This window comes from Kitasatospora sp. NPDC023120, assembly GCF_055560835.1.
In genome coordinates this window covers 374339-389144 of sequence record NZ_JBVHHY010000003.1, presented here as the reverse complement: position 1 = coordinate 389144, position 14806 = coordinate 374339, and the positions used below count along the sequence as shown (strand labels likewise).

11 protein-coding genes are annotated in these 14806 nt (G+C 74.6%); 8 read left to right on the top strand and 3 right to left on the bottom strand.

Features of this window, described 5'->3' with window-relative positions; translation table 11 throughout:
- Positions 1 to 16 precede the first annotated feature (16 nt).
- From ACZ3TI_RS06680 to ACZ3TI_RS06655, 6 genes are all read left to right on the top strand, one after another.
- Positions 17 to 1141: a nicotinate-nucleotide--dimethylbenzimidazole phosphoribosyltransferase gene (locus ACZ3TI_RS06680; RefSeq protein WP_465724089.1), complete on the top strand. Its 1125-nt coding sequence runs from the start codon at positions 17 to 19 to the stop codon at positions 1139 to 1141.
- A gap of 86 nt (positions 1142 to 1227) precedes the next feature.
- The gene (locus tag ACZ3TI_RS06675; protein ID WP_465724087.1) at positions 1228 to 2019 is read left to right on the top strand and encodes an adenosylcobinamide-GDP ribazoletransferase; all 792 of its coding nucleotides are present in this window, start codon (positions 1228 to 1230) and stop codon (positions 2017 to 2019) included.
- 259 nt (positions 2020 to 2278) lie between these two features.
- On the top strand, positions 2279 to 3781 hold the full coding sequence (locus tag ACZ3TI_RS06670; RefSeq protein WP_465724085.1) for a leucyl aminopeptidase: 1503 nt from the start codon (positions 2279 to 2281) through the stop codon (positions 3779 to 3781).
- Positions 3782 to 4177: 396 nt separating this feature from the next.
- Positions 4178 to 5566: a dihydrolipoyl dehydrogenase gene (gene lpdA, locus ACZ3TI_RS06665; RefSeq protein WP_030061083.1), complete on the top strand. Its 1389-nt coding sequence runs from the start codon at positions 4178 to 4180 to the stop codon at positions 5564 to 5566.
- An 80-nt stretch (positions 5567 to 5646) separates the two neighbouring features.
- Positions 5647 to 7425: a 2-oxoglutarate dehydrogenase, E2 component, dihydrolipoamide succinyltransferase gene (gene sucB, locus ACZ3TI_RS06660; protein WP_465724082.1), complete on the top strand. Its 1779-nt coding sequence runs from the start codon at positions 5647 to 5649 to the stop codon at positions 7423 to 7425.
- Between the two features lie 146 nt (positions 7426 to 7571).
- Positions 7572 to 8087 (top strand): DUF4240 domain-containing protein, encoded by a 516-nt coding sequence (locus ACZ3TI_RS06655; RefSeq protein WP_465724080.1) that lies wholly within the window; start codon positions 7572 to 7574, stop codon positions 8085 to 8087.
- 55 nt (positions 8088 to 8142) lie between these two features.
- On the opposite strand, the gene ACZ3TI_RS06650 is transcribed toward ACZ3TI_RS06655, so the two are convergent.
- Complete coding sequence (locus ACZ3TI_RS06650; RefSeq protein WP_465724078.1) at positions 8143 to 9246, bottom strand: DUF2510 domain-containing protein; 1104 nt, start codon at positions 9244 to 9246, stop codon at positions 8143 to 8145.
- 154 nt (positions 9247 to 9400) lie between these two features.
- Positions 9401 to 9907 (bottom strand): GNAT family N-acetyltransferase, encoded by a 507-nt coding sequence (locus ACZ3TI_RS06645; RefSeq protein ID WP_465724076.1) that lies wholly within the window; start codon positions 9905 to 9907, stop codon positions 9401 to 9403.
- A 96-nt stretch (positions 9908 to 10003) separates the two neighbouring features.
- Here ACZ3TI_RS06645 and ACZ3TI_RS06640 point away from each other — a divergent pair, with 96 nt between their 5' ends.
- Together ACZ3TI_RS06640 and ACZ3TI_RS06635 are read left to right on the top strand one after the other, a co-directional pair.
- The gene (locus tag ACZ3TI_RS06640) at positions 10004 to 10918 is read left to right on the top strand and encodes a TIGR01777 family oxidoreductase (protein ID WP_465724074.1); all 915 of its coding nucleotides are present in this window, start codon (positions 10004 to 10006) and stop codon (positions 10916 to 10918) included.
- Positions 10919 to 11324: 406 nt separating this feature from the next.
- The gene (locus ACZ3TI_RS06635; RefSeq protein WP_465724072.1) at positions 11325 to 12656 is read left to right on the top strand and encodes an NAD(P)/FAD-dependent oxidoreductase; all 1332 of its coding nucleotides are present in this window, start codon (positions 11325 to 11327) and stop codon (positions 12654 to 12656) included.
- A 145-nt stretch (positions 12657 to 12801) separates the two neighbouring features.
- Here ACZ3TI_RS06635 and ACZ3TI_RS06630 read toward each other — a convergent pair whose 3' ends face one another.
- Complete coding sequence (locus ACZ3TI_RS06630; protein WP_465724070.1) at positions 12802 to 14721, bottom strand: regulator; 1920 nt, start codon at positions 14719 to 14721, stop codon at positions 12802 to 12804.
- Positions 14722 to 14806: the final 85 nt, after the last annotated feature.

Below are 14806 nucleotides of genomic sequence, written 5' to 3'. Positions count from 1 at the left end.
TGTAGCCTTCCGGACGATGGACACCACCGTGGATCTCGATACGTTCTCCTCGCTCGTCGAGCGCCCCGACGAGAGCGCCCGGCGGGCCGCCGAGGAGCGCTGGCAGGCGGCCGACCGACCGCGTGGCGGGCTCGGCAGGTTGGAGGAGCTGGGCAGCTGGCTGGCCTCCGTGCAGGGGCGTTCCCCGGTACGGCCGGTCTCCGCGCCCAAGGTGCTGTTGTTCGCCGCCGACCACGGCGTGGCGACGCTCGGCGTCTCCCGGATGCCCGCCGCGGGCGGCACCGCCGCACGGGTGCGTGCCGTCCTGGACGGCACCGCGCCGGTGGCCAAGCTGGCCGCGCGCTACGGCGCGGCGGTGCGGGTCGTCGACGTCGCGGTGGACACCGACCCGGCGGACTTCCCGGACGAGGTGGTCGCCCACCGGATCCGGCGCGGCTCCGGCCGGATCGATCTCGAGGACGCGCTCACCCCGGAGGAGACCGCCCGGGCTTTCCGGGCCGGCATGGCCGTCGCCGACGAGGAGGCCGACGCCGGCACCGACCTGGTGCTGCTCGGCGACCTCGGGGTCGGCGCGACCACGGTGGCCGGCGTCCTGGTCGGTGCGCTGTGCGGGACGGACGCGGCGGCGGTCACCGGGCGCGGCTCGGGGATCGACGACCGGGTGTGGATGGTCAAGTGCGCCACCATCAGGGACTCGCTGCGCCGGGCCCGGCCCGTGCTCGGCGACCAGCTGGCGCTGCTCGGCGCCACCGGCGGGGCCGACTTCGCGGCGATCACCGGCTTCCTGCTGCAGGCGGCCGTCCGACGGCTGCCGGTGGTGCTGGACGGTGTGGTCTCGGCGGCCTGCGCCCTGGTCGCGCAGCGGATCGCCTTCCGCGCGCCGGAGTGGTGGCGGGCCGGTCAGTCCAGCGGCGAGCCCGCGCAGGCGAAGGCGTACGACCGGCTGACCCTGACGCCGCTGCAGGACCAGGGGATCACCATGGGCGAGGGCGTCGGCGCGCTGCTCGCGCTGCCGCTGCTGCAGGCGGCGGGGGACGCGCTCGCGGACGAGGCTCCGAAGCCGTACGTGCCGGTGGCTCCGGCGGGGCCCGCGGAACCGCCGAAGCTGCCCTCGGCGGCGGACCTGCTGCGGAAGCTGTAGGCAGCGCCCGCGGCGGGGCACGTGAGCCCGACAGGTCGAAGAACGCCCCTGCGAAGGGGCGTTCTTGCTGTGAGAGGAACGTACGCATGACGGACGGCGACGGCCGGGCCACCTGGGGGGACGGGCTGCGGTTCGGGTTCGGGACGCTGTCCGTCCTGCGGGTGCGGGTGGAGCGGTGGGACCGTGCGGCGGGGGCGCGGGCGATGGCGGCGGCTCCGGTGGTGGGGCTGCTGCTGGGGGCGGTGGCGGCCGGCGCGGGGGCGCTGGTGGCCTGGCGGGCGGGCGGGCCGCTCGGGGCGGTGACGGCGGTGGGGGTGCTCGCCGGACTGACCCGGGGGCTGCACCTGGACGGCCTGGCGGACGTCGCGGACGGGCTGGGCAGCGGCAAGCCGGCCGAGGACGCACTGCGCATCATGAAGCAGTCCGACATCGGCCCGTTCGGCGTGCTGACCCTGGTCCTCGTGCTGCTGGCCCAGGTCGCCGCGCTGGCCGGACAGTTCGGGTACTCCCCGCTGCGCGGCGCGCTCGCGGTGCTCGCCTCGGCGACGGCCGCCCGGTGCGCGCTCGCCTGGGGCTGCCTGCGCTCGGTGCCGGCCGCCCGGCCGGGTGGTCTGGGCGCGATGGTGGCGAGCACGGTGACGCCCGCCGGGGCGGTCGCCGGGACGGCCTGCGCGGCGCTCGTCCTGGCCGCGCTGGGACTGCTCGACGGGTGGTCAACTCTCCGCCTCCCGCTGGCCCTTGCGGTCGGGGTCGGCTGTGCCGGACTGCTGCTGGGGCGGTGCGTGCGGCGGTTCGGCGGGATCACCGGGGACGTGCTCGGGGCGATGGCGGAGACCGCCGCGACGGGCACGCTGTTCGCCTTGGCATTGCTGGGCTGACACCGGGCGGCGCGTGATCCCAGCATGCGGACTACCATGCCTGGAGCACCGCAGCCCTGCACCGTGGCAGGTCCTGCCCGCCCGGCGCGTACCGAGGAGCCGGGGCCTCTGGTGTGCGCGACCGCCCTGCGGTGGGCGCGCGCGCCAGGGGCCCCGGACCCGGAGGCCCGCCGGGCAGCCGGCCTGCGACGGCGGGCTGCGCCGGTGCGGCAGCCTCGCCGCGACCGGTCGTGGACCGCGAAAGAACAGGACGCATTACGTGACTGCATTGTCTGTGAGCACCTCCTCCGCCGCCTCGCTGCGCGCGGATGCCCTGGTGGTCGGTGTCGCGAAGGGCCCGAAGGGCATCGTGCCGGCCCCCGGCGCCGAGGCCGTGAACGAGGCGTTCGACGGCAAGCTGGCCGAGGTCCTCGGCACCCTGGGCGCGACCGGCGCCGAGGGCGAGGCCGTGAAGGTCCCTTCCCCCGCCGGCCTGAAGGCCGCGCTCGTGCTCGCGGTCGGCCTCGGCGAGGCCGGCGAGGAGGGCTTCGAGCTGGAGGCGCTGCGCCGCGCCGCCGGTGTCGCCGCCCGCACCCTGGCCGGCTCCAAGAAGGTCGCGCTCTCCCTGCCGGCCGAGTCCGCCGCGGAGGTCGAGGCGGTCGCGCTGGGCGGCCTGCTCGGCTCGTACGCCTTCGGCACCTACAAGGGCAACGGCAACGGCAAGGAGCCGGTCGGCGAGCTGGTCGTGCTGGCCGCCCGCAAGGGCAGCAAGGACGCCAAGGCCGCCGTGGAGCGCGCCGCCGCCATCGGCGAGGAGATGAACCGCGCCCGCGACCTGGTCAACACCGCCCCGAACGACCTGAACCCGAAGAGCTTCGCCGCGATCGCCCAGGCGGCTGGCAAGGAGCACGGCCTCAAGGTCGAGGTGCTGGACGAGAAGGCGCTGACCAAGGGCGGCTTCGGCGGCCTGCTGGGCGTCGGCAACGGCTCGGCCAACCCGCCCCGCCTGGTGAAGGTGGCCTACACCCACCCGAAGGCGAAGGCCACGCTGGCGTTCGTCGGCAAGGGCATCACCTACGACTCGGGCGGCATCTCGCTGAAGCCGGCCGGCCACAACGAGACCATGAAGTGCGACATGGCCGGCGCCGCCGCCGTGTTCGCCGCCGTGGTGGCCGCCAAGCGCCTGGGCCTGGCCGTCAACGTCACCGCCTGGCTGGCGCTGGCCGAGAACATGCCGTCCGGCTCCGCCACCCGCCCGGGCGACGTACTGCGGATGTACGGCGGCAAGACCGTCGAGGTGCTGAACACCGACGCCGAGGGCCGTCTGGTGCTGGCCGACGCCATCGTGCGGGCCGGCGAGGAGAAGCCGGACGTCATCGTCGACGTGGCCACCCTGACCGGCGCCATGGTGCTGGCCCTGGGCAACCGCACCTTCGGTGTGATGGCCAACGACGACGAGCTGCGCGACGGCCTGCACGCCCTCGCGGGCGAGGTGGGCGAGCAGTCCTGGCCGATGCCGCTGCCCGCCGACCTGCGCAAGGGCATGACCGAGTCGACCATCGCCGACCTGGCCAACATGGGCGAGCGGATGGGCGGCGGCCTGGTGGCCGGCCTGTTCCTGCAGGAGTTCGTGGCCGAGGGCATCGACTGGGCGCACCTGGACATCGCCGGCCCGGCGTTCCACGAGGGCGCTCCGTTCGGCTACACCCCGAAGGGCGGCACCGCGAGCGCGGTGCGCACCCTGGTCCGCTTCGCCGAGCAGAAGGCGAACGGCAAGGCCTGATCAGGCACCCGCTCGACGGGGCCCGGCGCGTGTGCGCCGGGCCCCGTCGGCGTTCGGGCCCGGTTACCTGCGAGTAGGCCGGGAACAGCCACCGCACCCCTGTTCGCTGCGGGCGAAACTTTGTTCCACACTGCGGAAGAGACGGCGGCGAGCGGGGCGGAAGGCGCCCGTCCGGCGGCTGTCGATACCGCACTGAGCTGCGATGATGCCCATCCGTGGGGGGTATTCCCGCCCCGGTGACCACTCCGTGGGACACCCCTGGGGTGGACCCGGACATCAGCCACCGCGAACAAGTGCGAAGATGTATTTCCGGCACGACTGGGCGCCCCACAAAGGCTTCCGACCCACCGGACCGTACCGGCCCGGCGACCCACCCCATTGCATGGAGGACGTGACGTGGCGAACGACGCCAGCACCGTTTTCGACGTAGTCATTCTCGGAGGCGGAAGCGGCGGTTACGCCGCGGCGCTCCGCGCCGCTCAGCTGGGCCTGAGCGTTGCCCTGGTCGAGAAGGGTGAGCTGGGCGGCACCTGCCTGCACCGCGGCTGCATCCCGACCAAGGCGCTGCTGCACGCCGCGGAGATCGCGGACGAGACGAAGGAGGCCGCCGAGTTCGGCGTGCTGGCCACCTTCCAGGGCATCGACATCAACGGCGTCCACAAGTACAAGGACGACGTCATCGCCGGCCTGTACAAGGGCCTGCAGGGCCTGGTGGCGTCCCGCAAGGTCACCTTCATCCAGGGCGAGGGCAAGCTCTCCTCGCAGACCTCGGTGGACGTCAACGGCCAGCGCATCGAAGGCCGCCACATCGTCCTGGCTACCGGTTCCGTGCCGCGCTCGATCCCGGGCCTGGAGATCGACGGCAACCGCGTGATCTCCTCGGACCACGCCCTCAAGCTCGACCGCATCCCGAAGTCGGCCGTCATCCTCGGTGGCGGCGTCATCGGCGTCGAGTTCGCCTCGGTCTGGAAGTCCTTCGGCGTCGAGGTCACCATCGTCGAGGCGCTGCCGCACCTCGTGCCGCTCGAGGACGAGAACTCCTCCAAGCTGCTGGAGCGCGCGTTCCGCAAGCGCGGCATCAAGTTCGAGCTGAAGGCCCGCTTCTCGGGCGTCGAGTACACCGAGACCGGTGTCCGCGTCTCCACCGAGAACGGCAAGCAGATCGACGCCGACCTGCTGCTCGTCGCCATCGGCCGCGGCCCGGTCTCGGCCGGCCTCGGCTACGAGGAGAACGGCGTCGCGATGGACCGCGGCTACGTCCTGGTCGACGAGTACATGCGCACCAACGTGCCCACCATCTCCGCCGTCGGCGACCTCGCCCCGACCCTGCAGCTGGCGCACGTCGGCTTCGCCGAGGGCATCCTGGTCGCCGAGCGCCTGGCCGGCCTCAAGCCGGTGCCGATCGACTACGACGGCGTCCCGCGCGTGACCTACTCCAACCCCGAGGTGGCCTCCGTCGGCATCTCCGAGGCCAAGGCCGTCGAGCTGTACGGCAAGGAGAAGGTCGTCACCCTCAAGTACAACCTGGCCGGCAACGGCAAGAGCAAGATCCTGAAGACCGCCGGCGAGATCAAGCTCGTCCAGGTCAAGGACGGCGCCGTGGTCGGTGTCCACATGGTCGGCGCCCGCATGGGCGAGCAGGTCGGCGAAGCCCAGCTGATCTACAACTGGGAGGCCCTGCCGGCCGAGGTCGCGCAGCTCATCCACGCGCACCCGACCCAGTCCGAGGCCCTGGGCGAGGCGCACCTGGCGCTGGCCGGCAAGCCGCTGCACGCGCACGACTGATCGCGCCCCACCCCCCTTTTCCGGTACTTCCCGTACGCAAGTACTTCCGTACGCAAGACTTGATAGGAGTCGCTGAAACCATGGCGGTCTCAGTAACACTGCCCGCGCTGGGCGAGAGCGTTTCCGAGGGCACGGTCACCCGTTGGCTGAAGGCCGAGGGTGAGCGTGTCGAGGTCGACGAGCCGCTGCTCGAGGTCTCCACCGACAAGGTCGACACCGAGATCCCGGCCCCGGCTTCCGGCATCCTCTCCTCGATCAAGGTCGGCGAGGACGAGACCGTCGAGGTCGGCGCCGAGCTGGCGATCATCGACGACGGCTCCGGCGCCCCGGCTGCCGCCCCGGCCGCCGCCGAGGCCCCGGCCGCCGCTCCGGCCCCGGTCGCCGAGGCCCCGGCTGCCGCTCCGGCCCCGGTTGCCCAGGCCCCGGCCGCCGCCCCGGCAGCTCCGGCCGCTCCGGCCGGCGACGCCACCCCGGTGCTGCTGCCCGCCCTGGGCGAGTCCGTCACCGAGGGCACCGTCACCCGCTGGCTGAAGGCCGAGGGTGAGACGGTCGAGGTCGACGAGCCGCTGCTCGAGGTCTCCACCGACAAGGTCGACACCGAGATCCCGTCGCCGGTCGCCGGCACCCTGGTGAAGATCCTGGTCGGCGAGGACGAGACCGCCGAGGTCGGCGCCCAGCTCGCGCTGATCGGCGCCGCGGGTGCCGTCGCCGCCGCTCCGGCGCCGGCCGCTGCCCCGGCTCCGGTCGCCGCCCCGGCCCCCGTTGCCGCCCCGGCCCCGGCTGCTCCGGCCGCCCCGGCTCCGGTTGCCGCCGCTCCGGCTGCTCCGGCCCCGGTCGCCGCTCCGGCTCCGGTCGCCACCCCGGCCCCCGTTGCCGCCCCGGCCCCGGTCGCCCCGGCCGCGCCCGCCGCCCCGGCTGCCCCGGCCGCCGACAACGGTGACGCCTACGTCACCCCGCTGGTGCGCAAGCTCGCCGCCGAGCACGGCGTCGCGCTGTCCTCCGTCGCCGGTACCGGCGTCGGCGGCCGCATCCGCAAGCAGGACGTCATCGCCGCCGCGGAGGCCGCCAAGGCCGCTCCGGCCCCGGCTGCCGCTGCCGCCCCGGCCGCTGCGCCGAAGGCCGCCGCCGCGCCGTCCGCCCTGCGCGGCCAGACGGTCAAGATGACCCGCATGCGCAAGGTCATCGGCGACAACATGATGAAGGCCCTGCACGAGCAGGCCCAGCTGACCAGCGTGGTCGAGGTGGACGTCACCAAGATCATGTCGCTGCGCGGCAAGGCCAAGGACTCCTTCCTCGCCCGCGAGGGCGTGAAGCTGTCCCCGATGCCGTTCTTCGTCAAGGCCGCCGCCCAGGCGCTGAAGGCCCACGCGGTCATCAACGCCCGGATCAACGAGGCCGAGGGCACCATCACCTACTTCGACACCGAGAACATCGGTATCGCGGTGGACTCCGAGAAGGGTCTGATGACCCCGGTCATCAAGGGTGCGGGCGACCTCAACATCGCCGGCATCTCGAAGAAGACCGCCGAGCTGGCCGGCAAGGTCCGCGACAGCAAGATCACCCCGGACGAGCTGTCCGGCGCCACCTTCACCATCAGCAACACCGGCTCGCGCGGTGCGCTGTTCGACACCGTGATCGTGCCGCCGAACCAGGCCGCCATCCTGGGCATCGGCGCCACCGTCAAGCGCCCGGTGGTCATCGAGGCCGACGGCGGCACCGCCATCGGCATCCGCGACATGACCTACCTGTCGCTCTCCTACGACCACCGCCTGGTGGACGGCGCCGACGCCGCCCGCTACCTGGTCGCGGTCAAGGAGATCCTGGAGGCCGGCGAGTTCGAGGTCGAGCTCGGCCTCTGACCCCTCCACGGTCCTGCGGAACCCCGCGTCGTCCCCGGACGGCGCGGGGTTCCGCCGTTCCCGCCCGGTGTTTCGCCGTTCCCGCCCGGTGTTTCGCCGGGTCGTGGCATGCGCGCGGGCACACGAACGGGGATGCTGGAGCGGTGATGGACGAGACCGACTTCTGGCAGATCATCGACGACACCCGGGACGCCGCCGACGGCGATCCCGACGAGCAGGCCGACCGGCTGGTCGAGCGGCTCGTCCAGCTGACCCCGGACGACGTGATCGACTTCGCCCGGCTCTTCGAGGCGCGGTTCCAGCGCGCCTACCGCAACGACCTGTGGGGCGCCGCCTACCTGCTGCTGGACGGCGCCTCCGAGGACACCTTCGACTACTTCCGCTGCTGGCTGATCGCCCAGGGCCGGGAGGTCTTCGAGGGCGGACTGGCCGAGCCGGACGACCTGGCCGACCTGCTGCCCGAGTTCGACGAGGAGGAGGACGGCGAGGCCGAGGACATCGGCTACGCCGCCGACGAGGCCTACGAGCAGCTGACCGGGCTGCCGCTGCCCGAGGTGGGCGGGCGGCAGCCCGGACGGCCGTCCGGGGCCGCGCTGGACTTCGACGACCCGGACGTCATGGCGAAGCGGTTCCCCAAGCTCTGGGAGCGGTACGGGGACTGAGGCCTGCGGCCCGTGCCGCCGGCCACGCCCGGCGCTCGGGTCGAACCGCCGACGCTCAGGTGGAGCTGCCGGACGAGCTGTCCTGCTTGATGCCCTTGAGGATCTGGTCCAGCACCGAGGAGTCCGGCGCGGACGGGTCGTCGTCCACGCCGCCCTCGAAGACCACGTAGCCGCCGCCCTTGGCCGGGACGGCGGCCAGCAGGACGTAGCCCTGGGTGCCGTCGGAGGTGCGGACGTGCCAGCGGGTGGCGTAGCCGAGCACGCCGGCGACGCTGACGAAGCCCGAGCCGGAGTCGGTGTGCGTGGTGATCCCGGTGAAGATCTGCCCGGCGTAGGTGGGCATCGCGGCGTCGGCGGCCGCCTTGGGGGTGGTGCCCTGGATGGTGTCCTTCTCGACCGAGAACTGGCCGCGGATGCAGGAGTTGCCGTCCGGGCAGGTGTACTTGCCGGTGCCGAGGTAGACCGTCGAGTGCGCCGGGTTGGGCGCCGCCTCCCAGCCGTCGAGGACCGGGACGGTGATCGCGTGCTGCGGGTCGGGGACAGTGCTCTTGACGACCGGTGCGGGCTTGGGCGCCGGCACCGTGGGGCTGGTGGTGGGGCGGGTCGGAGTGGGGCTCGGGGCGGGGCTGGTGCTCTGGGTGACGGTGACCGTGGGGTTCGGGGTCGGGCCCGCCTTCGGGTCGTCGCCGCCACGGCCGGAGAGCACGAGCCCGGCGATGATCCCGCCCACGGCCAGCACGGCGATCGAGATGCCGATGAGCACGCCGGTGTTGTTCTTGGCGGGGGCCGGCGGCGGGTAGCCCGGCCCGGGGTAGCCGTAGCCCGCGCCCTGCGCCGCCGGATAGCCGCCCTGGCCGGGGTAGCCGCCCTTGGCCTGGTAGGGGTCGCCCGGGTACCCGGCCTGGCCCGGGTAGCCCTCCTGGCCCGGGTAGCCGTAGCCGGGCGCCGGGGCCGCGGCGCCGCCCGGGTACCCGTAGCCGGGCTTCTGGTCGCCGGGCTGCCAGGTCTGCGTCGGCGCGTCGGCGAGCCCGCCCGCGACGCCGCCCTGCAGCGGCCGGACCTCGCTGGTCCAGGCGTTGCCGTCCCACCAGCGCTCGTGACCGGGGGTGCCGTCCGCACCCTGGACCGGGTACCACCCGGGAGGCGTCGAGTTGCTCACGGCCGTACGGTACCCGGCGTGGCGGCGGTCCAGACAGGGCGGGTGTGTCACGACTCTGCACCGCCTGCACACGGCCTCCGCACGGCTTCCCCACGCCGCCCGGGGCCCGGCGATCGCCGGGGTGCCGGCCGGGATCGCGCCGGGTTTTCGAGGCTCAGGCAGCCAGTCGGCGGGCCATCCAGATGTCGTCCACGTAGGAGCCGTCGATCAGGAACTCCTCCGCCAGCGAGCCCTCGACGGCGAAGCCGCAGCTCTCGTAGAGGCGGCGGGCCGGGGCGTTCCAGCCGAGCACCCGCAGGCTCATCTTCCGGGCACCGTCGGCGCGGGCCGCAGCGCAGGCCGCCTCGACCAGGCGGCGGCCGATGCCCCGGCCGCGGACCGTGCCGTCGACGGCCAGACCCTGGATCTGGTGCACGTGCCGGTTGCTCGCCAGCGCGGTGGGCGGGACCTGCCGGATGTAGCCGACGATCCGGCCGTCCAGCAGGGCGAGCAGGAACTGCTCGGGGCTGTGGCGCTCGTCGAAGACCGCGTCCTCGGCGGTCGGCTCCGGAAAAACGTCGGACAGCGGAGACCAGGCGGCGCGCTTGAGGACGGCGAGTTCGCGCTCGTCCTCGGGCTGCGCCGGACGGATGATCAGATCGTCATCGGGCATGCGCGCCATGCTAGGGCCCGTCTTCAAGCGCCCCGCAGACGGCAGCTTGAAGACAGGCCCCGGTGAGGCGCGTGCGAACGTGACAGGGAGATGTGGCCTGCGAGGATGGATCCCATGCGCATCGCTGTCACGGGTTCCACGGGTTTGATCGGTTCGGCGCTCGTCCGCTCCCTGCTGGCGGACGGCCATGAGGTGGTCCGGCTGGTCCGGCACCGGTCCAGGACGGGCCCGCAGCCCGACGGCAGCACGGCGATCGGCTGGAACCCGCTGCTCGGCGAGGTCGAGCGGGACGGGCTGGCCGGGGTCCAGGCGGTGGTGCACCTGGCCGGCGCCGGGGTCGGCGACCACCGCTGGACGGACGCCTACAAGCGGGAGATCCGGGAGAGCCGGGTCTACGGCACCGAGACGCTGGCCGTCGCGCTGGCCGAGCTCAAGGAGCCGCCGCAGGTCTTCGTGAGCGCCTCGGCGGTCGGCTGGTACGGGCAGACCGGCGACCGGGTCATCGACGAGGACTCCCCGGCCGGCGACGACTTCCTCGCCGAGGTCTGTCTGGACTGGGAGGCCGCCGCCAAGCCGGCCGAGCGGGCCGGGATCCGGGTCGTCCACCCGCGCACCGGAATGGTGCTGTCCTCCGCCGGCGGCGCGGGCGGGCGGCTGTTCCCGCTGTTCAAGCTGGGCCTGGGCGGGCGGCTCGGCAACGGACGGCAGTACTGGAGCTTCATCTCGCTGCACGACGAGGTCGCCGCGCTGCGCTTCCTGATCGACCACGACGACCTCTCCGGCGCCTTCAACCTGACGGCGCCGAACCCGGCGACCAACGCCGAACTGACCACCGCGCTCGGGCGGGCGCTGCGGCGGCCGACGCCGTTCCCGGTGCCGGAGGCGGTGCTCAAGGTGGTGCTCGGCGAGCTGGCGGTCGAGGTGGTCGGCAGCCACCGGGTGGTGCCCCGGCGGCTGTTGGACGCGGGGTTCCGCTTCACCCACCCGGACGTGTACTCCGCGGTGCTCGCGGCGCTGTGACGTGCGCGCCACCGGTGGCGTTCGCGCCGCCCGTGGCGTACGCGTGCGCCGAGCCCCGTACGTACCCGTGGCTACGGCATCCGCCCTGGCCAGGGGCATATGCCGGGCGGAGGGCGGGTGGACGCCGGACGGGGCTCCGGGAGGGGGCGCACGGGAGCACACGGCGGGCGCGTCGCACGCCCCCGGTGACCGTACGCGCCCGCCGACCCCCGAAGGCGGCTGCCACGGCGCACTGTCCGTGACCGCGCCCCCTTCCGGTGCCGCACAACCCCGAGCGGCCCTCGAATCCGGCTCGATGCGCTTGTCTGATGCTCACACTGACTGGGCATCACCCTCCTCGGACCGTGTCCCGGCACCCCGCAGCCTGCGTCGGCCGGAGCCCCGGAACCAGGGAGGGAGCACGCCAGTGCCCACGTACGACTTCACCCGCCGCGCCCGTCGGCCGTCCGACCCGGACGTCGTCGTGGTCGGCGCCGGACTCGCGGGCCTGGCCGCCGCCCGCGCGCTCGCCGGCCACGGCCTGACCGTTCAGGTCCTGGAGACCACCGACCGGATCGGCGGCCGGATGGCCACCCGCGAGCTGGACGGATTCCGGCTCGACGACGGCAGTCACCTGCTGAACACCGCCTACCCCGAGCTGCGCCGCGCGCTCGACCTCGACCGCCTCGACCTGCGCCCGCTCGCGCCCGGCGTACTGGTGCACAGCGGCGGCCGCCGGTACCGCACCGGGGACCCGCAGCTCACCGCCGCCCGGCAGGCCGCCACCCGGGCCCCGCTCGGCAGCCCGCTGGACAAGGCCCGGCTCGGCAGCTGGCTCGGCCGGCTCGCCACCACCCCGATCGGCCGACTGCAGGCCCGGCCGGAGACCACCGCCGCCCGCGCGCTGGCCGGCCACGGCCTCGCCCCGCGCACCGTCGACGGCTTCCTGCGCCCGCTGCTCAGCGCCCTGCTCGGCGATCCGGCGCTCGGCACCAGCAGCCGGGTCGCCGACCTGGTGCTGCGCTCGTACGCCCGCGGGCGGCTCTGTCTGCCCGCCGACGGGATCGCGGCGGTACCGGCCCAGCTGACCGCCGCCCTGCCCGTCGGCACCGTCCGCACCGGGGTGCAGGTCACCTCGATCGCCGCGGACGGCGTGGAGACCCTCCACCATGGGCGGATCGGCGCCCAGGCCGTCGTCGTCGCCACCGACGCCCGCTCCGCCGCCGAACTGCTGCCCGGACTGCGGCTGCCGGACTTCCACCCCGTCACGACCTTCTACCACGCGGCCGACCGCGCGCCGGTCGGCGAAGCCGTCCTGCTGCTCGACGGCGACCGGCCCAACGGGCACCCGCCACTGGTCTCGCACTCGCTGGTGCTCAGCGAACTGCACCCGTCCTACGCCCCGGCCGGCCAGGCGCTGGTCGCCACCACCGTGCTCGGGCGGCGCGCCTTCGACGCGAGTGGCCCCGCCGGGCTGGAACCGGCCGTCCGGGCCCGGCTCACCGACCTGTACGGCACCTCCACGGCGGGCTGGCAGTTCCTCAGCGTGCGGCACGTACCGGACGCGCTGCCCGCGATGCCGCCACCGCACAACACCCGGCGCCCGGTGCGCCTGCTGGCCGGGTTGTACGTCGCCGGGGACCACCGGGACACCAGCACCGTGCAGGGCGCGCTGGTCTCCGGGCGGCGGGCGGCGGCGGCGGTGCTGCGCGACCTCGGTGTCCCGGCGGACGCGCGGGAGGCGGAGGCGGCGGCCTGAGGGGCGGCGGCGTGACGGACGCCGGCCTGACGGGCGCCGGCCTGACGGGCTCCGGCCCCTCGCACGCCGACCCGTCGCACGTCGACGCCGCGCACGCCGACCCGTCGTACGCCCGCCCTCCTCGTCGTACACCGCCCTCCGGTGGTCAGATCACCCCCGCCTGGCGGGCCGTCTCCTCGAAGGCGCGGGCCACCGGGCTGCCGCGGTAGGGGGTGAGGCGGCGGTGGAAGTCCCGGACGTACTCCAGCGAGCGGGCCGAGCGCATCTCGCCCGCCGCCCGCAGCGCGTCGGTGGCCATGGTGCACGCCTCGTCGAGGTCCCCCATGCCGAGCCGGGCGGTGGCCAGCACCAGCCGGCAGAAGATCCGGCTGCGCGCGTAGGCGGGCGAGCGCAGCCGCAGCGACTTCTCGGCGTGCTGCGCGGCGGTGCGCCACTGCTGGAGGTCCCGGTAGCAGTGGGCGAACTCGTCGGAGAGCTGCGCCTCGTCGAAGTACCGTGCCCAGGAGGGCAGTTCGTCGCCGGTACGGGACGCCGCCAGCGCCCGCTCGGCGCGCACCAGGGCGGTGGTGCAGGACCGGACGTCGCCCAGCAGGCCGTGCCCGCGCGCCTCGGCGGCGTGCATGAGCGACTGGACCACCGGCGGCACGGCGGTGCCCACGCCCTGCTGGGCGACCCTGGCGAGCTGGACCGCCTCCCGGCCGTGGCCGAGGTGGACGGCCTGCTGGCTCATCGTCACCAGCACGTAGCCGCCGAGCGCGCGGTCCCCGGCGGCCTGGGACAGCCGCAGCGCCTGGACGAAGTAGCGCTGGGCGAGGCCGTGTGCGGCGATGTCGAAGGACGTCCAGCCCGCCAGCCGGGTCAGGTCGGCGACCGCGCCGAACAGGGCCCGGCCGATCTGCTCGCCGTAGCGGCCGCGCAGCATCGGCTCGGCCTCGCTCTCCAGGTAGCGGACCAGCGCCTGGCGGGCGTGGCCGCCACCGTAGGCGTGGTCGAGCGCGCGGAAGAGGTCGCCGACGGCGCGGATGGCGGCGATGTCGCCGCGGCCGACCCGCAGCGCGGGGCGGGACTCGCGGGCCGGGTCGGTGTACGGCGGCTCGACGGCGACCGGCGGGCGACGGCTCTGGGTGGGCACCCGCCCGATGGTGGGGGCAGTGCCGGTCGTCCCGGCCGTGCTGCGCGCGGTGGGCGCGCCGGGGCCGGTGTGCAGGGCGGCGGCACCGTGCGGGCCGGGGGCGCCGGGGGCCGGTCCGCGCGCCGCGCTCGCGGGAGACGCGCCGGGCGCGCTCTGCGCGGGCGCGCCGGTGAGGGCGCCCGGGGTCGCGCCCGGGGTGGTGCCGGCCGTCGACGGGCCGGTGGCGGTGTCCGGGCGGGCCAGGGTGGAGCCGTCCCGGGCGACCCGCTCGTCGGTGCGGCCGATCAGCCAGTCCCGGCTGGGGACGACCAGGCCGGCCGGGGTGAAGGCGATCCGGCGCAGCTCGGACTGCGGGCCGTTGTCCTTGCGCCACATGCTCGCCACGATGTCCACCGCCTCCTGCGGGGTCTCGGCGAACTCCAGCCCGGCGTACACCGGGGCGCAGGCGTCCAGACCGAGGTCCTGGGCGGTGAGGCGGCGGCCGAGGCGGCGGGTGAAGACCTCCGCGATCAGGGCCGGGGTGGCGCCGCGGGGCTGCTGGCCGCGCAGCCAGCGGGTGACCGAGGTCTTGTCGTAGCGCAGGTCGAGGCCGTGCTCCAGACCGAGCTGGTCGACCCGGCGGGCCAGGCCCGCGTGCGAGAAGCCGGCCTCCTCGATCAGCGCGGCGAGCTGTCCGTTCTGCGGGGCAGGGCCGGAGTGCCCGGTGCTCCGCGCGGGGGCGACGGGGGGCTCGTGCCGGTCGGGTGTGGCCTGCGTGGGCATCCGCCGTTCGTCGGCGGTCGGGGCGTCGGCGGTCAGCGTGTCGCCGGTCAGGGCGTTGTGAGCCAGGGTGTCGGGGGCGTCCGGAAGGGTCCGGCCGACCGGACCTCGGTGCTGGCCGAGCGGGTCGAGCGGTCCGTACGCCGGGCTGTCGGTTGCAGGCCGTTGGGGCATGTCTGTCAACACCTCTCGGACGTCGCACCGGGCTCTACCAGCACTTCGGCTGCCTGGGGCGGCGCCCCCTGTCGGGAATCGGCGT